Here is a 17,565-nt window from a genome sequence, read left to right as displayed (position 1 = left end):
CCCGGATCATGGCCACCAGACCCGCCAAACAGGGCTTCAGCCACAAGAAGATCGAACGCAATGTGACGTTGCTCGGCGCGCTCGCGCTGCTCACCGTCACCATCGGCGGCATCGTCGAGATCGCGCCGCTCTTCTGGATCGACAACACGGTCGAGAAGGTCGAGGGCATGCGGCCCTACACCCCGCTCGAACTCGCCGGGCGCAACATCTATATGCGCGAGGGCTGCTACACCTGTCACAGCCAGATGATCCGTCCGTTCCGCGACGAGGTCGAACGCTATGGCCATTACAGTCTCGCCGCCGAGAGCATGTACGACCATCCCTTCCAATGGGGGTCGAAGCGCACCGGGCCCGACCTGGCGCGCGTCGGCGGCCGCTATTCGGACGAATGGCACAAGGCGCATCTGATCGACCCGCGCAGCGTCGTGCCCGAATCGATCATGCCGCCTTACGCTTTCCTTGCTGAGCGCGATCTCCAGACGGGGGATATGTCGAACGACCTAACCGCGCTCTATCGCGTCGGTGTGCCCTATACGAAGGCCGACATCGCCAAGGCGAACGATGACATCCGGGCGCAGGCCGACCCCGATGCCGGCGCGGGCGATCTGCAGAAGCGCTATCCGAAGGCGCAGGTCCGCGATTTTGACGGCGACCCCGCGCGCGTGACCGAGATGGATGCGCTGATTGCCTATCTTCAGATGCTCGGCACGCTGGTCGATGTCGACAAGGCGGCGGCGCAGGAACGCGCCGGCGAAACGGAGGCGGCGCGATGAGCTACGACGCGCTTCGCCATTTCGCCGATAGCTGGGGGCTGCTCGCGATGGCGCTGCTGTTCCTCACCCTTATCGCCTGGCCGTTCCGGCCGAGCGCGCGCGCCCGCAACGAAGAGGCCGCGAACATGATCTTCAAGGACGACGAGCATGGCTGATCTGAAACAGCGCATCGACGAGGCGACCGGCACGAGCACGGTCGGCCATGAGTGGGACGGGATCGAGGAACTCGACACGCCGATGCCGCGCTGGTGGCTCTGGACCTTTTACGCCACGATCGTCTGGGGGCTGGCTTATGTCGTCCTCTATCCGGCGTGGCCGATGGTCGACAGCGCGACCAAGGGCGTCCTCGGCTGGTCGAGCCGCGGCGACCTTGCAAAGGAAATGGCGGCCGATGCGAAGCGCCGCGCGCCGACGGTCAATGCCATCGCCGCAACCGCGATTACCGATCTGCCCGCGAAGCCCGAACTGATGCAGGCGGCGGTGCAGGGCGGCGGCGCGGCGTTCCGCGTCCATTGCGTCCAGTGCCACGGCGCTGGCGGTGCGGGGGTGAAGAACCTCTATCCGAGCCTGACCGACGACGACTGGCTGTGGGGCGGCGATCTGGCGACCATCGAATATACGGTCACCCACGGCATCCGGAATCCCGACCACAAGGCGACCCGCACCAGCCTGATGCCCGCCTTCGGCCGCGACGGCATTCTCGACGCGGCGCAGATCGGCGATGTCGTCAGTTTCGTGCGCACGATCAGCCGGCAGGAAAAGGTCAGCGCGTCGTCGTCGCGCGGCGCGACGCTGTTCGCGGACAATTGCGCGGTCTGCCACGGCGCGGGCGGCGAAGGCGGGCGGCAGGTCGGCGCGCCGAAACTGACCGATGCGATCTGGCTGTACGGCGGCGATCGCGACAGCCTGACCGCGACGATCACGCAGCCGCGAAACGGCGTGATGCCGCGCTGGGGTGGCCGGCTCGATCCGGTCACGATCAAGATGCTGTCGGCCTATGTCTATGCGCTGGGCGGCGGCGAGAAGGGGCTCGCGCCCGTCGCCGAAGGGGCGGGAGCCGATGGCCAGCCCTGAAGATCTTTCCGGCCAGTCGGCGCCGCTCTATGAAGCGCGGAAGGGCGTTTACCCGAAAGCGGTGAACGGTCCCTTCCGCCGCTTCAAATGGGCGATCATGGCGGTGACGCTGGCGATCTATTACGGCACGCCGTGGATCCGCTGGGATCGCGGTCCTTACGCGCCCGATCAGGCGGTGCTCGTCGACCTTGCGAACCGGCGTTTCTACATGTTCCAGATCGAGATCTGGCCACATGAATTCTATTATGTCGCGGGCCTGCTCATCATGGCGGGGATCGGGCTGTTCCTTGTCACCAGCGCAGTCGGCCGCGCCTGGTGCGGTTATGCCTGTCCGCAGACGGTGTGGACCGACCTGTTCCAGCATGTCGACCGGCTGGTCGACGGCGACCGCAATGCGCAGGTCCGGCTGGCGAACGGCCCGTGGACGGCCGAAAAGCTGACGAAGCGGGCGGTCAAATATAGCATCTATTTGACGATCGCTTTTTGGACCGGCGGTGCGTGGATCATGTATTTCGCCGATGCGCCGACGCTGACGGCGGATTTCTGGACCGGGCAGGCGGCGCTTGTCGCCTATGGCACCGTCGCCGTGATGACCGCGACGACCTTCATCCTCGGCGGATTTATGCGCGAACAGGTGTGCGTCTACATGTGCCCCTGGCCGCGCATCCAGACCGCGATGATGGATGAAAAATCGCTGCTGGTGACATACAAGGACTGGCGCGGCGAACCGCGCGGCAGCGTCAAGAAGGCGCAGGCTCACCCCGGCGGCTTCGGCGACTGCATCGACTGCAACCAGTGCGTCGCCGTGTGCCCGACGGGAATCGACATTCGCGAAGGGCCGCAGATCGGTTGCATCACCTGCGCACTCTGTATCGACGCGTGCGACGGGGCGATGGCGCAGGTCGGTCGCCCGCGCGGGCTGATCGACTATTGCACGCTCGACGATGCGGCGACCGAAAAGGCAGGCGGCACCGGGCAGCCGATCCGCAAGACGCTGCTGCGTCCGCGCACCTTGATCTATTTCGGCGTCTGGACCGCAATCGGTGCGGCGATGCTCTTTTCGCTCGGCCAGCGGACGCGGCTCGACCTTGCCGTCCAGCACGAGCGCAGCCCGCTCTTCGTCCAGCTTTCCGACGGCCACATCCGCAACAATTACACGCTGAAGCTGCGCAATATGGAAACGCGCCCGCGCCGGGTCGCGGTGAGTGTCAGCGGGCTTCCCGGTGCGGTGCTGTGGACCGACGCCGGTTCGCGTGAAAAGGCCGGGCAGCGTATCGAACTGGCGCTGCCCGCCGACAGCGTCACGAGCGTCAAACTTTTCGTCGCGGCGCCCGCCATCGGTCCGGCGCGGCAGGATTTCACGATCGGTACGCGCGGGCTCGACGGCGATCCGCGCGGCGACAGCGACATCATCCAGTTCGACCGGCCGGAGGCAGGACAATGACCGACACACGCAAACCCAAGGCCTTCACCGGCCGGCATATGACGGCGATCCTCGTCGGCTTTTTTGCGGTCGTGATCGCGGTCAATTTCACCATGGCGCGCTTCGCCATGTCGACCTTTGGCGGCAAGGTGGTCGAGAACAGCTATGTTGCGAGCCAGCATTATAACGAATGGCTGAAACGCGCCGACGCGCAGGACCGGCTCGGATGGGATGCGCGCATCACGCTCGACGCGAAGCGGCACGTCCTGCTGGCGATCAGCAAGGATGGCGTTCCGCTCGGCGGCATTCGGGCGTCGGCAACGATCAACCACCCCGTTGGGCGCACCCCGCCCGCCGCGCTCAATTTCGAGCCGGCGGCGGGCGGCGTGCTGCGCTCGGTCGAGCCGCTGGTGTTGGGGCGCTGGCGGCTCGACCTTATCGTCCGGCACGGCGCCGACGAAGCCCGCTATCGCGAGAATCTTCAATGACCGCGACCGCCCTCGTCGAACGCGACTTCGCGGTGCCCGATATCCGCTGCGCGGGCTGCATCGCCAAGCTGGAGCAAGGACTGGTGCGCGACAGGCGCATCGCCGCCGCGCGCGTCAACTTCACCGAGAAGCGCGTCCATCTGTCCTGCACCCCCGACACCGACATGCCCGACCTGATCGGCGCCTTTTCCAATCTGGGTTTCGAAGCTCACCCGATCGGGAGCGGCCCCGACGAAGCCGATGCCGAAGCGGAAACGAGCCGTGAGTTGCTGCGGGCGGTCGCGGTGTCGGGCTTCGCGATGATGAACATCATGCTGCTCTCGGTGTCGGTCTGGTCGGGCGCGGCGGGGGCTACGCGCGACCTGTTCCACTGGCTGTCGGCGGCGATCGCCCTGCCGACGATAGCTTACGCCGGACGCCCCTTCTTCCGTTCGGCCTGGCGCGCGCTGCGTCATCGCCGCACCAATATGGACGTGCCGATCAGCATCGGGGTCCTGCTCGTCAGCGTCATGAGCCTCTACGAGACGGCGACGCACGGCGCCCACGCCTATTTCGATGGCGCGGCGATGCTGCTCTTTTTCCTGCTCTGCGGCCGCTGGCTCGACAGCGTGATGCGCGACCGTGCGCGGGACGGCGTCACCGCGCTGCTCCGCAACATGGGCACCGGCGCGATGGTTTTTCGCCACGAACGCTCGACGCACTGGGTCGACGCGACTGCGCTTGAGCCCGATATGATCATGCTCGTTGCTGCCGGCGAGCGGCTCGCGGCGGACGGCGTCATCGCGAGCGGATCGAGCAGCATCGATCTGTCGCTGCTGACCGGCGAAAGCGCGCCGCAGACGGTTCGCCCGGGCGACGTCGTTCATGCGGGCACCCTCAACCTCGATGCGCCGCTCAAGGTTCGCGTCACCGCTGCGGGCACCGATACTGCGATCGCCGATATCGCTAGGCTGATGGGCGAGGCCGCGCAGGGTAAGTCCCGCTATGTCCGGATCGCCGATCGCGCGGCCCGCCTCTATGCACCGGCCGTCCATTGCCTTGCGCTGCTTGCCTTTGCAGGTTGGATGATCGCGGGCGCGGGCTGGCATCACAGCCTGCTCATCGCTGCAGCGGTGCTGATCATCACTTGTCCGTGCGCACTCGGCCTGGCTGTGCCCGCCGCGCAAATCGTCGCCGCGGGAGCCCTGATGCGCAAGGGGGTGCTGATCAAGGATGGCTCGGCGCTGGAGCGCCTGTCCGAAGTCGACCTCGCGCTTGTCGACAAGACCGGGACGCTCACGCTTGGCCGCCCCGAGGCGCTCGATCTCGGGCAGCTCGATATCGGGGTCAAATCGTTGATCCTCGCGCTGGCTCAATCGAGCCGTCATCCGCTCAGCGAAGCGCTGACCCGCGGGCTGCAAGCCTATGACGTTCGTCCCGCCGAGATCGCTTCGATCCGAGAAACCGCGGGGTTCGGGGTCGAGGCTCGCTGGGCCGACCGCACCGTGACGCTCGGTCGGCCGCTCGGCGCCGGGCTGGGCGATGCGCTCGCGACCCAGTTCGCCGTCGACGGGCGTCCGGTGGCGACGATCCGCTTCGCCGACCAGCTGCGTCCCGACGCGCGCGGCGCGGTCGATGCGCTGCGCGAAGCCGGGCTCGCGGCCATGATCCTGTCGGGCGATCGCGCCGAAGCCGTCGCCCCCGTGGCGCGCGAGCTCGGCCTTACCGCGCAGACCGGTATGAGCCCGCAAGACAAGCTCGCCGCGATCGCACGGCAGACGGCGCTCGGGCACAAGGTGTTGATGCTCGGCGACGGCCTCAATGACGGTCCGGCGCTTGCCGCAGGTTATGCCTCGATGGCGCCGGGATCTGCGAGCGACGTCGGCAAAAATGCCGCCGACTGCATATTTATGGGCGACCGGCTGATGCCCGTGGTCGAGACGGTGCGCATGGCGCGGCGGACCCAGGCGGTCGTTCGGCAGAATTTCATGCTCGCGATCGTCTACAACGTCGTCGCCGTGCCGCTTGCGTTCGCCGGACTCGTCACCCCATTGATTGCCGCGGTCGCGATGTCGGGATCGTCGCTTCTCGTCGTCGGCAATGCCCTGCGCCTCAAAGGCGCGATCCGGTGAACGGCCTCATACTGCTCATTCCGATCGCGCTCGGGCTCGGCCTGCTCGGGCTCGCCGCATTCTTCTGGTCATTGCGCCAGGGGCAGTTCGAGGATCTCGACGGTGCGGCGCTGCGGATCTTCGTCGAGGATGAAGAGGATCGAACCGCATGATCGCGCGCCGGATCGGGGCCGTTGTGGCTGCGGCGGGCCTCGCCACCGCACCGCTCGCGACCGACGCGCGCGTCATACGCGTCGGGACGTGCGGCGGCGCCGCGCAGCATCTCGTCCTGCCTGCCGATCCCGCCCGGCCGAACAACGAGGGCGGCAATTGCGTCAAGGCGTGTCACGCCATGACCGACCGCCGGGACCGGCTGTCCGCCAAGCGAGGGTGCTGTTGACGCGGCGGGTTTTGATCCCGGTCAATGTCGCCGCTGCGGGCGCCGCGTAACACCGCTGCATGTGGTCCTATCATCCCGATCTTCTCGCCCGGCCCGTGCCGCGATACACCAGCTATCCCACGGCGATGGAATTTGCCGACGACGTCGGCGCCGACGCCTATGCACAGGCACTCGACGCGGTCGACGCCGCGACGCCGATTTCGCTTTATGTCCATATCCCCTTTTGCGAGCAAATCTGTTGGTATTGCGGCTGCAACACCGGCGCGGCGGGACGCAAGCATCGGCTCGCCGACTATCTCGCGGCTCTCCAGTCGGAGATTACGCTTGTCGCCAAACGGCTTGGAGGCCGCGGGCGCGTCCAGCGCATTGCATTCGGCGGGGGTAGCCCCAACGCGATCGCCCCGGTCGAGCTGGTGCGCCTGCTCGACCTGTTGCTTACCCTTTTCGATGCGCACCGGCCCGAGATATCGATCGAGCTCGATCCGCGCGGCTTCTCCGCGGAATGGGCGCTTGTGCTGGCTGCCGCCCGCGTGACCCGCGTGAGCCTCGGTGTGCAGACCTTCGCACCGCATATCCAGCAGGCAATCGGACGGATCCAGCCGCTTTCCCATATCGAACGCGTTGTTGCCGGGCTTCGGCTGCGCGATATCGACGCCATCAATTTCGATCTGATGTACGGCCTGCCGGGTCAGACCCTCGCCGATCTCGATGAGACGCTCGACGAAACGATCCGTCTCGCGCCGAGCCGGATATCGCTTTTCGGCTATGCGCATCTCCCGAACATGATTCCGCGCCAGCGCCAGATCGACGCCAGCGATCTGCCCGACCATGAATTGCGCTTCGAGCAGGCCCGGCGCGGGTATGAGCGCCTCACCGATGCGGGCTATGTTCCCGTCGGATTCGATCATTTCGCCCTTCCGGGTGACGCGCTCGCCGCCGCCGCGAAGCAAGGGCGAGTGAACCGTAACTTCCAAGGGTTCACCGAAGATGACGCGACGTTGCTGGTCGGATTTGGCGCGAGCGCCATCAGCCGCTTCCCAGACTTGATAGTACAAAACGAAAAGAAGGCCGGGGCTTATCGCGACATAATCGGCGAGGGCAGGTTGGCTTCGGCTCGTGGGGTTCGACTTTCCCAAGATGAACAGCGCCGGGCACATCATATTCGCGAACTCCTTTGCCTCGGCAAAACGCAGCTGGATAGCGACGAGCATTTAGCGGTCCGTGAGACTTTGGCGGATTATGAGCGTCGAGGGATCATCGGATGGGACAAGAGTGAACTGGTCATTCGTGCGCGGGGGCTACCTTATGCGAGACATATCGCTTCCGAATTCGATCTCTTGCGAGGGCGGATGGCTAACCTCCGGGCTGGAATGCGGGTGTGAATGAAGCACCAGGTTCCCTCAAGGGATCGCGTCGGTTGAAGCGTTAAACAGCACGTTGTGGCATGCTAGTCGGAATCGGTTCGATTCATTTAGAAGCAAAAAATTGTGGGGGCCTCGTTGGGGGCACCTGTGTCGGGGGTGAAAATCAAGCATTTGTAATTGTGTGGAAAAATTCACGAGTTTGAATCCGGCTCGGCCTCCAACCATATTCGATAAACCGGCAGACGCGCTTTAGTCTCGCCCAGAGGGCGCAATTGCGGGCCCTCCGGTGAGCCATAAGCATCTCTGCCTTTTCTTAGAATGCCGAAAACACCCGCGCTTTTGGCCAGAGTCTCTGCGCGTAAATCTGCATGTAGGGATTCGATCCTGTGCCGTTGTTATACGGCAGCAGTGCGCGTTGACGTGCGCTTCCATAATACCGTTTTACTGTCGATTTTGGCCGATTGCAGACTGTCCGTTTGGAGGACGTAGTTGGCAAAAGCCGACGCCGGCATTGAATCGTCGAACTCGCAATATGGGGCCTCAGTCCCGGTCTATCGCCCCGGCATCGAGTAGCGGCGCAGCGTCTACATCTCCGGCGCCCAGCAGATCAGCCAAGCGTTCGGTGCCCGCCAATATCATTGCCTGCTCCCATCCGGGTAGCACAGCGAATGCGGCCTCGAATTTCAGCTGAAGCATATCGGGCGCCTCCACGAGGCGGCGGCGGCCCGCGCCGGTCGCCTTCAGAAGCATCCTTCGTTTGTCGTGCTCGCTGCGTGTCCGGTTCACAAGATCGAGCGCAACGAGGCGATCTACGATCGCCGTGATCGTCGCGTGGCTGAACTGCAACCTCTGCGCAATCACACCGGGCGTGACGTCGTCGCCTGCGTCGATCTCGCGCAGAACCAGTAGCTGCGACGGCGTGAGCCCCGTCGCGACAGCGAGCATGCGCGTTCCGCCTTCGGTCGCGCGAAGGACACGCCGCAACGCCTTCAGCGTCGCACTGGCAATCTCTGACTCCATCCCGGACTGGTAGCCGCTGGAAACGCCGGCGCAAATCTATTTTGCCGGTTCCACGAACGGATTTTATTTCATATATCCAAATATATTTAGCCGATCAGGGTTGCCCACGCTTCAGTATGACCTATATTTGCGCCGAATCACCTCCGGAAAGGAGGGCTTCCACCCTATATTATTTCAGGAGATGAAAGATATTAGATCGGCAAAAAGACGAAGAGTCATTGCCTCCAGGGACAGATTTGGACGCGATACCGGCCAAGATGGCCGACATAGAGTTTCGAGCACCGGTTGCTACGGACGGCCCCGCCGTCACCGCGCTGATCGCGGCCTGCCCGCCACTCGATCGCAACTCGCGTTATTGCAACCTTCTTCAATGCGAACATTTCGCCGACCATTGCATCATCGCTGAAAAGGCGGGGCGCATCGTCGGCTGGGTGTCGGGCTATCGCCCGCCTTCGGACCCGCATGCCTTTTTCGTGTGGCAGGTCGCCGTCTCCAGCGAGGGGCGCGGCAGGCAACTTGCGAGCCGCATGATCGCCGACCTGCTCAAGAGGCCGGCGCAGGATGGGGTGACCTACATGATCACCACGATCACCGCCGACAACCAGGCGTCATGGGGGTTGTTCCGCAGCCTCGCCCGCAAGTGGGACACCGAACTCGAGCGTAGCGCGCTGTTCGAGCGCGAAGCGCATTTCGCGGGCGCCCACGCCACCGAATATCTGGCCCGCATCGGGCCGATCGACCGCGATAAAATTCACGAAAAACAGGGATAAGATGATGATTATGAAACCAAAACCGTCCGGATTTCTTCCGGACCGGGCCCTCTATGAGCGCCGCGAATCCGAAGTCCGCAGCTACGCCAGATCGATGCCGCGGCAATTCGGCCGCGCCGAAGGTGTGTGGATGCACGACGATCAGGGCGGGCGCTATCTCGACCTCCTGTCAGGCTGCTCGACGCTGAACTATGGGCATAATCACCCGATCCTGAAGCAGGCGCTGCTCGATTATATCGCTGCCGACGGGATCGCGCACGGCCTCGATCTTCACACCGACGCCAAGAGGGAATTCCTCGCCGCCTTCGAGGAGTTGATCCTGAAACCGCGCGATCTCGACCATCGTGTGATGTTCACCGGCCCGACCGGGACCAACGCGGTGGAGGCGGCGATCAAGCTGGCGCGAAAGGTCACGGGGCGCGAACTGGTCATCGCCTTTACGAACGGTTTCCATGGGATGACGCTGGGCGCGCTCGCCTGCACCGGCAATGCCGCCAAGCGCGGTGGCGCGGGGGTTCCCCTCGCGCATGTTTCGCACGAGCCTTATGATGGCTATTACGGCCCCGAGGTCGACACCGCCGATCTGCTCGAACAACGCCTCTCCGACCCCTCGAGCGGGCTCGACGCGCCCGCGGCGATCCTCGTCGAAACGGTACAGGGCGAAGGCGGGCTCAATGCCGCGTCGCCCGAATGGCTGTGCCGGATCGCCCAGATTGCCAAGACGCATGGCGCGCTGCTGATCGTCGACGACATTCAGGCCGGCTGCGGCCGCACCGGCGGCTTTTTCAGCTTCGAGGATATGGGGTTCACCCCCGATATCGTGACGCTCGCGAAATCGCTGTCGGGCATGGGCCTGCCCTTTGCGCTGACCCTGCTGCGCCCCGAACTCGACCAATGGTCGCCGGGCGAGCACAATGGCACCTTCCGCGGTAACAACCATGCCTTCGTAACCGCGACCGCCGCGCTTCGCCATTTCTGGAGCACCGACGAGTTCCGCCGCGACGCCGATCGCCGAGGCGCGCTTCTCGCATCCCGGCTGGCGACAATCGCAGCGGAACATGGTTTCGAAACCCGCGGTCGCGGCATGATGCGCGGCATCAACGTCGGCTCGGGCGAACTGGCCGCCACCGTGACCGGTGCGTGTTTCGACGCAGGCCTCATTATCGAGACCAGCGGCGCGCATGACGAGGTGATCAAGGTGCTCGCGCCGCTCGTTATCGACGACGCCGTACTGGGCACCGGCCTCGACATCCTCGAAACCAAAATCCGCGAAGCGATGGCCGCCGATTACGCCGTCGCCGCCGAATAATTGCAGGAGACATCCACATGATCGTTCGCAACCTCAACGACATCCGCAAGACCGACCGCAACGTCCGTTCGGACGGCTGGGCGAGTGCCCGCATGCTGCTCAAGGATGATGGCATGGGCTTTTCCTTTCATATCACCACCATGTTCGCGGGCACCGAACTCAAGATGCATTACCAGAACCATCTGGAAGCCGTCTTCGTGCTGAAGGGCACCGGTACGATCGAGGATTTGGGTACGGGCGAAATCCACAAGCTCGAACCCGGCGTTATGTACGCGCTCAACGCCCATGACCGGCACATCGTGCGCCCCGAAACCGATATTCTGACGGCCTGCGCCTTCAATCCCCCGGTCACCGGCAAGGAAGTGCACGACGAAAGCGGCGCCTATCCGGCCGACGCCGAGCTCGTCGCCGCCGACTGACCATCACAAAAACAGAAAGGGAGGCGTCCGATGCAAGACCTCTACCCCTCGCGCCACGCGGCCGAAGCAGAGATGCGGCCGCGGCAGGACCCCGTTATCCATAGCGACTGGAGCAATGACGCACCGATCAGCCCAGCCCAAGCGGCGCAGTTCGACCGCGACGGCTATATCGTGCTCGAGGATATCTTCTCGGACGAAGAGGTCGCTTTTCTGCAACGGGCCGCAGGCGGCCTGCTCGCCGATCCGGCCGCGCTCGATAGCGAAACGATCGTGACGGAGCCGCAAAGCAACGAAATTCGATCGATCTTCGAAATTCACGCGCAGAGCCGCGTGATGGCGCGGCTCTGCGCCGACGCGCGGCTCGCCGACATCGCGCGCTTCCTGCTCGGCGACGAGGTTTATATCCACCAGTCGCGCCTCAATTATAAGCCCGGTTTCAAAGGCCGGGAATTCTATTGGCACAGCGATTTCGAGACCTGGCATGTCGAGGACGGTATGCCGCGCATGCGCGCGCTGTCGATGTCGGTGCTGCTCGCCGAGAACACCCCGCACAACGGCCCGCTGATGGTCATACCGGGATCGCACCGCACCTATCTCACCTGCGTCGGCGAAACCCCTGACGATCATTATCTCAGCTCGCTCAAGAAGCAGGAATATGGTGTCCCGGATGAGGTGAGCCTCGCCGAGCTCGCGCACAGGCACGGCATCGTCGCGCCGACCGGCAAGCCGGGGACGGTGATATTGTTCGACTGCAACCTGATGCACGGATCGAACGGCAACATCACCCCCTTCCCGCGCGCCAACGCCTTTCTCGTCTATAATGCGGTCAGCAACCGGCTTCAAAAGCCGTTCGGCGTAGATAAGGCACGTCCCTGGTTCCTCGCCCATCGCGGCGATCCGGAACCGCTGCGGATCGAAAGCGGCTCGCTGGCAGAGGCGATGGCGGCATGACGGGGCACAGCGTGGAAAAGATCGGCGGCACCTCAATGGCCGCGACCGCGACCCTGTTCGACAATGTCCTGATCGCGGGCCGATCGGGCGGCGATCTCTACAACCGGATTTTTGTTGTCTCGGCGTATGCCGGGATGACCGACCTGCTGCTCGAAAATAAAAAGAGCGGCGCGCCGGGCGTCTATGGCCGTTTCGTCGCCGACGACGATCCGGACGGCTGGCGCGAAGCGATGGAGGCGGTCCGCAGCGCAATGCGCGCACGCAATGCGGAGATGTTCGCCCGACCTGAAGGCCGGGCCGAGGCGGACACCTTTATCGATGCGCGGATCGCGGCGGTTACCGCCTGCCTCGACGACCTTGCCCGGCTGCGCAGCCACGGCCGCTTCTGCGTCAAGGAGCAGTTGATGACGGTGCGCGAGCTGCTCGCGGGCATCGGCGAAGCGCACAGCGCGCACAGCACCGCGCTGCTGCTGCGCGACCGCGACGTCAACGCGCGCTTCGTCGACCTCACATTATGGGATCAGGATGACCTGCGTAGCCTCGACGCGCGGATTGGCGACACCTTCAAGGGCATGGACCTGTCGACCACCCTTCCGATCGTGACCGGCTATGCCGGCTGCGAGGGCGGCATGGTACGCCGCTATGCGCGGGGCTATACCGAAATGACTTTCTCGCGGCTCGCCGTCCTCACCGGCGCGCGCGAGGCGATCATCCACAAGGAATTCCACCTGTCGAGCGCCGACCCGAAGCTGGTCGGCGAGGACAAGGCGCGCAAGATCGGCCGGACCAACTATGACGTCGCCGACCAGCTCGCCAATCTGGGAATGGAGGCGATCCATCCCGGCGCCGGACGTGGCCTGCGCCAGACCGACATCCCCTTGCGCGTACGCAACACATTCGACCGCGAGGATGAAGGCACGCTGGTCACCGGCGATTATGTATCCGACGTCCCGCGCGTCGAGATCGTCACCGGTATCCGCCAGATGCAGGCGCTGACTTTCTTCGAACAGGATATGGTCGGGGTGAAGGGTTACGACGCCGCGATCCTCGACGCGCTGACGCGCCATCGCCTGTGGATCGTCAGCAAATCATCGAACGCCAATACGATCACCCATTATCTGTCGGCGAGCGCCGACGCCGTGAAAGGCGTGATCGCCGACTTGCAGAAAGACTATCCCGAGGCCGCCATCTCGGCACAGCCGGTGGCGATGGTGGCAGCGATCGGCAGCGACATCTCGCGCCCCGGGCTGGTGCCCGATGCGCTGCGCGCGCTCCACGATGCCAGCATCGCCATGATCGCGATGCAGCACCAGATCCGCAACGTCGACGTCCAGTTCATCGTCGGAAGCCGCGATTTCGACGCGGCGGTGCGCGTGCTGCACAAGACGCTGGTCGAAGATGCCGCCGAAGCCGCGGAGGACCGGCGCGCCGCATGATGCGGCGGCCGAGGACGGCCGATGTTCGCAATGATCCTGCCCGTACGGAGCCTGCTGGTCGCGATTTTCGTGATGATGGCAGGCAGCGGCTTCCTGTCGACGCTGATCGGGCTGCGGCTCGAGCGCGCGGGCAGCGGGACGATCATTATCGGCATCGTCGCGACCGCCTATTTTGGCGGGTTGGTTCTAGGCGCGCTGCGCGCCGGCGAGGTCGTGCGCCGGGTCGGTCACATCCGCGCCTTCGCGGCCTTCGTCGCGCTGCTGTCGGCTAGCACGCTCACCTATGCGCTGCTTCAGCATCCCGCGTTATGGATGGCGCTTCGTTTCGTCGACGGGCTGTGCGTGGCGGGTGTCTTCATATGCGTCGAAAGCTGGCTGAACGACCGCGCCGAACCTGCGACACGCGGCGCGGTGCTCGCCGGATATATGGTCGCCCTCTATTCGGGACAGGCGCTCGGCCAACTCATATTGCGGTCGGGAAATAGCGCGCCGCAAATCCCGTTCGAACTCGCCTCGATCCTGATTTCGCTCGCGATCATCCCCGTTTGCCTGACGCGAGCCACCGCGCCGCAGCTCGAGGATGCCGCTTCCGTACCTTTGCGGCGACTTGTCGAGGCCTCGCCGCTCGGGGTTGCGGGCGCTGGCGTTACAGGCCTGCTTCTCGGTGCATTCTATGGCTTGGCGGCCATCTACGCTCGCCGGATCGGTCTCGATCTCGCCGATACTGCCGCTTTCATGACAACGGTCATCCTCGGCGGCGTCGCGCTGCAATGGCCGCTTGGACGGCTGTCCGACCGCTACGACCGGCGGCGCGTCATCCTCGCTTGTTTCGCCGCGACCTGGATGATCAGCATCGCGCTCGCGTCGCAACCGCAAGGCATCCTCCTTTTTGGCCTGGGCGCCGCTTTCGGCGGGTTGAGCTTCGCGCTCTATCCGCTCTGCGTCGCCTATGCGAATGACCGCCTCCTTCCCGCCGAGCGGGTTGCGGCAAGTGGTCAACTGGTGCTCGTCTATTCTTCCGGCGCGGCACTCGGTCCACTCGGCGCGGCCGCCTCGATGTCTATGATCGGCGCCGGCGGCCTCTTTCTTTTCATCGCGCTGGCGTCTGCTGTCATGTTCACCTTCGGAATATGGCGCGCAGCGATACGCCCTCCCGTCCCCGCCGACCGGCAACAGGATTTCCAGATTCTCCCGCGCACGACGCCCGTCGCCGCGCTGCTCGATCCGGCGGGCCCTGAATCCGCCGCCGCTTCGACAGAGCAACCCCAACAACAGGTGACCCATGGATAAACCCGTCATCCACGCCCCCGGGCATCCGCCGCCCTTTCGTGAGCCCTCGCCGCTGCATCGCGCGGTCGGTGCTTCGGCGCTGGGCAATGCCGTCGAATGGTTCGACTATGGCATCTACGCCTATGGCGTGACCTATATTTCGGCCGCGCTCTTTCCGGGCGATACCGACGAAGCGGTGCTGTTCGCGCTCGCCACCTTTGCCATATCCTTCCTCGTCCGCCCGCTCGGCGGGCTGTTCTGGGGACCGCTCGGCGACCGCATCGGGCGCAAGTCGGTGCTCGCGATGACGATCCTCTTGATGGCGGGCGCGACCTTTGCGGTCGGGCTGATCCCCTCTTATGAGAGCATCGGCTTCTGGGCGCCAACGCTGCTGATCATCCTCCGCATGCTTCAGGGCTTTTCGACCGGCGGCGAATATGGCGGCGCGGCGACCTTCATGGCCGAATATGCGCCCGACGACCGGCGGGGCTTCTATGGCAGCTTCCTCGAATTCGGGACGCTCGCGGGCTTTTCCTTCGGCGCGGCGCTGATGCTCGGCTATTCGCTGCACCTCGGCGATCAGGCGATGCACGAATGGGGCTGGCGCATTCCTTTCCTGATCGCGGGACCGATCGGGTTGATCGGCATGTATGTGCGCTCGAAAATGGAGGACACGCCGATTTTCCGCGAGGAAATGGCCGCAGTCGAAGCACGCAAGCCGCCCGGGCTTGCGACGCTCGCGCGCAATTACTGGCGCCCGCTGCTGGTCGTCGGCGGACTCGTCGTCGCGCTCAACGTCGTCAACTATTCGCTGCTGAGCTATATGCCGACCTATCTCCAGCGTCGTATCGGCCTGTCGAACGAGGAAGCGCTGCTCGTACCGATCATCGGCATGGTCTTCATGATGATCTTTCTCCCGTTCGCGGGAGCGCTGTCCGACCGGGTCGGCCGGCGGCCGATGTGGCGGTGGTCGCTGATCGGCCTACTGCTGCTTGTCGTACCGCTCTACATGCTGATCGGAACCGGCTTTGCCGGCGCCATAGCCGGGTTCTTGGCGCTCGGTCTGCTCTACGTGCCGCAGCTCGCGACGATCTCGGCGACCTTTCCGGCGATGTTCCCGACCGCGGTGCGCTTCGCAGGCTTCGCCATTGCGTATAATATTTCGACGTCGATCTTCGGCGGTACGGCACCCATCGTCGGCAGCGGCCTGATCAGCCTGACCGGCGACCCGCTGATGCCTGCTTATTATATGATGCTGGCCTGCGTCGTCGGGCTCGTCGCGCTGCGCTACATGCCTGAAACGGCCGGCCGTTCGCTGCGCGAAAATCCCTTTGCACCAAAAGCAGGATCTGGATCGGCGCCATGATTTTCCCCAGCAAGTCCTGCGCTTCGAATTGATGGGTATCGGCCGCAGGGTGGAGGCACGGGCCGGAATGGGCCAAGCATTATCCCCATGTCCCTGATTCGATACTTGCGCGGCCGTTCGCTGCCCGCCGCGGCCGAAGAAATGATCCCGGTCGCTCGTCGGCGTCTCGCGACCGGCTTGGGCGCCGTGCTTCTTGGGCTCGTCGCGCTGCTGTTTGCGAAGCTCGGCGATCAGATGCAGGGGGCATTCGCCGCAATGGTCGCGCGCTGGCCGCTCGCACCGCTTGTAGTCACGCCTGCAGTTTTTGCGTTGGGGGCTTGGCTCACGACCAGATGGTTTCCCGAAGTTCGCGGATCGGGGATACCGCAGGTCATCGCAGCGGCGCGCGATCCCGAGCGGTCGGCCAACAGCCCCCTCGTATCTCTCCGTTCGGCCATCGCAAAATTTGTGCTGACGCTCGCGATGCTTGTGAGCGGAGGCTCGGTCGGCCGCGAAGGCCCGACGGTGCAGATCAGCGCCGCGATCATGGTCGCCGTCCATCGGTTCCTGCGCGTGCCGATTACTTCCGGCGTGCTCTTGGCCGGCGGGGCCGCAGGCGTCTCGGCGGCGTTCAACACACCCTTGGCGGGTGTCGCATTCGCGATCGAGGAGCTTGCCGCCGCCTATGAGCAGAAGGTCGCGGTCCTGGTGATGGCCGCCGTGATGGTCGCCGGGTTCGTCAGCCTCGGGATATCGGGGGATTATGTCTATTTCGGCGCCATGCGCCACAGCCTCGCGCTTGGCGAGACGCTCGCTGTTGTCCCGGTCGTGGCGCTGTGCGGCGGGATCGCAGGTGGACTTTTTTCCCGCTCCGTTCTGGGCTTCGCGAAATCGCAGAGCCCGATACTGGTCGCGCTGCGTGCCCGCCCGGTGCGGCTTGCCCTCGGCTGCGGGATGCTTGTCGCCATCATCGGTGTCGTGACAGGAAACTCTTGGGGCACAGGCTATGATACAACCCGCGGGATGGTAGAGGGCGAAGCGGCGTCGTCCTGGTTCGGCGCTGCCAAATTCGTCGCGACACTTGCGACGGCTGTGGGCGGCACGCCCGGAGGCATATTTGCGCCGTCGCTGTCGGTAGGGGCCGGCCTCGGCAGCCTTCTCGCGCCGTTATTCGACGCGCCGCCTGGGGCGATCGTTGTTCTGGGCATGGCCGCCTATTTCGTGGGCGTTGTCCGCGCGCCGCTCACCGCCGTGATCATCATAACGGAGACGACGGCAAGCCGCGGGATGGTGTTGCCGCTATTTGCCACGGCCCTGATTGCCGATGCGGTCAGCGCCCTCGTCTCGCGCGAGCGACTATATCATGGACTGTCGAAAGCCTTCCTGCCGTCGGCTCAGCCAAGCCGTGAAGCGCTGGAATGACCAAAACGGCAT

18 protein-coding genes are annotated in these 17,565 nt (G+C 64.5%); 17 read left to right on the top strand and 1 reads right to left on the bottom strand.

Features of this window, described 5'->3' with window-relative positions; all coding sequences use genetic code 11:
- Positions 1-8: 8 nt before the first annotated feature.
- From ccoO to hemN, 9 genes are read left to right on the top strand one after another with little or no spacing between them, the layout of a single operon-like run.
- On the top strand, positions 9-773 hold the full coding sequence (ccoO, locus tag LH19_RS19965; protein ID WP_054731545.1) for a cytochrome-c oxidase, cbb3-type subunit II: 765 nt from the start codon (positions 9-11) through the stop codon (positions 771-773).
- The gene (locus LH19_RS19960) at positions 770-928 is read left to right on the top strand and encodes a cbb3-type cytochrome c oxidase subunit 3 (protein WP_054731544.1); all 159 of its coding nucleotides are present in this window, start codon (positions 770-772) and stop codon (positions 926-928) included. The genes ccoO and LH19_RS19960 overlap by 4 nt, the downstream gene beginning before the upstream one ends.
- A complete protein-coding gene (gene ccoP / locus LH19_RS19955) occupies positions 921-1,847 on the top strand; it encodes a cytochrome-c oxidase, cbb3-type subunit III (RefSeq protein ID WP_054731543.1) in 927 nt (308 codons plus the stop codon). The genes LH19_RS19960 and ccoP overlap by 8 nt, the downstream gene beginning before the upstream one ends.
- Positions 1,834-3,291 carry a cytochrome c oxidase accessory protein CcoG gene (gene ccoG, locus LH19_RS19950; protein ID WP_054733974.1) on the top strand — a complete coding sequence of 486 codons (1,458 nt, stop codon included), beginning with the start codon at positions 1,834-1,836 and terminating at the stop codon, positions 3,289-3,291. Before ccoP ends, ccoG begins: the two co-directional genes overlap by 14 nt.
- On the top strand, positions 3,288-3,758 hold the full coding sequence (locus LH19_RS19945; protein WP_054731542.1) for a FixH family protein: 471 nt from the start codon (positions 3,288-3,290) through the stop codon (positions 3,756-3,758). Before ccoG ends, LH19_RS19945 begins: the two co-directional genes overlap by 4 nt.
- Positions 3,755-5,869 carry a heavy metal translocating P-type ATPase gene (locus LH19_RS19940; protein ID WP_054731541.1) on the top strand — a complete coding sequence of 705 codons (2,115 nt, stop codon included), beginning with the start codon at positions 3,755-3,757 and terminating at the stop codon, positions 5,867-5,869. The genes LH19_RS19945 and LH19_RS19940 overlap by 4 nt, the downstream gene beginning before the upstream one ends.
- A complete protein-coding gene (gene ccoS, locus LH19_RS19935; protein WP_054731540.1) occupies positions 5,866-6,021 on the top strand; it encodes a cbb3-type cytochrome oxidase assembly protein CcoS in 156 nt (51 codons plus the stop codon). The genes LH19_RS19940 and ccoS overlap by 4 nt, the downstream gene beginning before the upstream one ends.
- Complete coding sequence (locus tag LH19_RS19930) at positions 6,018-6,248, top strand: hypothetical protein (protein ID WP_054731539.1); 231 nt, start codon at positions 6,018-6,020, stop codon at positions 6,246-6,248. Before ccoS ends, LH19_RS19930 begins: the two co-directional genes overlap by 4 nt.
- Before the next feature lie 59 nt (positions 6,249-6,307).
- Entirely contained in the window at positions 6,308-7,630 is a 1,323-nt protein-coding gene (gene hemN, locus LH19_RS19925; protein WP_054731538.1) for an oxygen-independent coproporphyrinogen III oxidase, read from the top strand.
- A 522-nt stretch (positions 7,631-8,152) separates the two neighbouring features.
- Here the strand turns inward: hemN and LH19_RS19920 are convergent.
- Positions 8,153-8,632, bottom strand: a complete 480-nt coding sequence (locus tag LH19_RS19920; RefSeq protein WP_054731537.1) for a MarR family winged helix-turn-helix transcriptional regulator — start codon at positions 8,630-8,632, stop codon at positions 8,153-8,155.
- Between the two features lie 257 nt (positions 8,633-8,889).
- On the opposite strand from LH19_RS19920, the gene ectA reads away from it, so the two are divergent.
- The 8 genes from ectA to LH19_RS19880 all read left to right on the top strand — a co-directional run bounded on the left by ectA (position 8,890) and on the right by LH19_RS19880 (position 17,553).
- Positions 8,890-9,402, top strand: coding sequence for a diaminobutyrate acetyltransferase (gene ectA / locus LH19_RS19915; RefSeq protein WP_054731536.1), 513 nt, complete (start codon positions 8,890-8,892; stop codon positions 9,400-9,402).
- A gap of 4 nt (positions 9,403-9,406) precedes the next feature.
- Positions 9,407-10,711 (top strand): diaminobutyrate--2-oxoglutarate transaminase, encoded by a 1,305-nt coding sequence (gene ectB, locus LH19_RS19910; protein ID WP_407696744.1) that lies wholly within the window; start codon positions 9,407-9,409, stop codon positions 10,709-10,711.
- A 17-nt stretch (positions 10,712-10,728) separates the two neighbouring features.
- Positions 10,729-11,130, top strand: coding sequence for an ectoine synthase (locus LH19_RS19905; protein ID WP_054731534.1), 402 nt, complete (start codon positions 10,729-10,731; stop codon positions 11,128-11,130).
- A gap of 30 nt (positions 11,131-11,160) precedes the next feature.
- Entirely contained in the window at positions 11,161-12,081 is a 921-nt protein-coding gene (gene thpD / locus LH19_RS19900; protein ID WP_054731533.1) for an ectoine hydroxylase, read from the top strand.
- Positions 12,078-13,517, top strand: coding sequence for an aspartate kinase (locus LH19_RS19895; protein WP_054731532.1), 1,440 nt, complete (start codon positions 12,078-12,080; stop codon positions 13,515-13,517). Before thpD ends, LH19_RS19895 begins: the two co-directional genes overlap by 4 nt.
- A 21-nt stretch (positions 13,518-13,538) precedes the next feature.
- Positions 13,539-14,807 (top strand): MFS transporter, encoded by a 1,269-nt coding sequence (locus LH19_RS19890; RefSeq protein ID WP_054731531.1) that lies wholly within the window; start codon positions 13,539-13,541, stop codon positions 14,805-14,807.
- A complete protein-coding gene (locus LH19_RS19885; RefSeq protein WP_054731530.1) occupies positions 14,800-16,152 on the top strand; it encodes an MFS transporter in 1,353 nt (450 codons plus the stop codon). The genes LH19_RS19890 and LH19_RS19885 overlap by 8 nt, the downstream gene beginning before the upstream one ends.
- Positions 16,153-16,293: 141 nt before the next feature.
- Positions 16,294-17,553 (top strand): chloride channel protein, encoded by a 1,260-nt coding sequence (locus tag LH19_RS19880; protein ID WP_234716197.1) that lies wholly within the window; start codon positions 16,294-16,296, stop codon positions 17,551-17,553.
- Positions 17,554-17,565: the final 12 nt, after the last annotated feature.

This window comes from Sphingopyxis macrogoltabida (genome assembly GCF_001314325.1).
Classification (GTDB): domain Bacteria; phylum Pseudomonadota; class Alphaproteobacteria; order Sphingomonadales; family Sphingomonadaceae; genus Sphingopyxis; species Sphingopyxis macrogoltabida.
The sequence above is the reverse complement of the archived record's forward strand: the minus strand, read 5'-3'. Positions and strand labels throughout refer to the sequence as shown.

What these genes read in the sequence shown, in the direction of transcription:
- LH19_RS19895 (WP_054731532.1), top strand. Translation starts at nt 12,078, where the DNA reads ATGACGGGGCACAGCGTGGAAAAGATCGGCGGCACCTCAATGGCCGCG.
- ccoP (WP_054731543.1), top strand. Translation starts at nt 921, where the DNA reads ATGGCTGATCTGAAACAGCGCATCGACGAGGCGACCGGCACGAGCACG.
- LH19_RS19890 (WP_054731531.1), top strand. Translation starts at nt 13,539, where the DNA reads ATGTTCGCAATGATCCTGCCCGTACGGAGCCTGCTGGTCGCGATTTTC.
- ccoO (WP_054731545.1), top strand. Translation starts at nt 9, where the DNA reads ATGGCCACCAGACCCGCCAAACAGGGCTTCAGCCACAAGAAGATCGAA.
- LH19_RS19920 (WP_054731537.1), bottom strand. Translation starts at nt 8,632, where the DNA reads ATGGAGTCAGAGATTGCCAGTGCGACGCTGAAGGCGTTGCGGCGTGTC.
- LH19_RS19885 (WP_054731530.1), top strand. Translation starts at nt 14,800, where the DNA reads ATGGATAAACCCGTCATCCACGCCCCCGGGCATCCGCCGCCCTTTCGT.
- hemN (WP_054731538.1), top strand. Translation starts at nt 6,308, where the DNA reads ATGTGGTCCTATCATCCCGATCTTCTCGCCCGGCCCGTGCCGCGATAC.
- LH19_RS19880 (WP_234716197.1), top strand. Translation starts at nt 16,294, where the DNA reads ATGATCCCGGTCGCTCGTCGGCGTCTCGCGACCGGCTTGGGCGCCGTG.
- LH19_RS19930 (WP_054731539.1), top strand. Translation starts at nt 6,018, where the DNA reads ATGATCGCGCGCCGGATCGGGGCCGTTGTGGCTGCGGCGGGCCTCGCC.
- LH19_RS19940 (WP_054731541.1), top strand. Translation starts at nt 3,755, where the DNA reads ATGACCGCGACCGCCCTCGTCGAACGCGACTTCGCGGTGCCCGATATC.
- LH19_RS19905 (WP_054731534.1), top strand. Translation starts at nt 10,729, where the DNA reads ATGATCGTTCGCAACCTCAACGACATCCGCAAGACCGACCGCAACGTC.
- ectA (WP_054731536.1), top strand. Translation starts at nt 8,890, where the DNA reads ATGGCCGACATAGAGTTTCGAGCACCGGTTGCTACGGACGGCCCCGCC.
- LH19_RS19945 (WP_054731542.1), top strand. Translation starts at nt 3,288, where the DNA reads ATGACCGACACACGCAAACCCAAGGCCTTCACCGGCCGGCATATGACG.
- thpD (WP_054731533.1), top strand. Translation starts at nt 11,161, where the DNA reads ATGCAAGACCTCTACCCCTCGCGCCACGCGGCCGAAGCAGAGATGCGG.
- ccoG (WP_054733974.1), top strand. Translation starts at nt 1,834, where the DNA reads ATGGCCAGCCCTGAAGATCTTTCCGGCCAGTCGGCGCCGCTCTATGAA.
- ectB (WP_407696744.1), top strand. Translation starts at nt 9,407, where the DNA reads ATGATTATGAAACCAAAACCGTCCGGATTTCTTCCGGACCGGGCCCTC.
- LH19_RS19960 (WP_054731544.1), top strand. Translation starts at nt 770, where the DNA reads ATGAGCTACGACGCGCTTCGCCATTTCGCCGATAGCTGGGGGCTGCTC.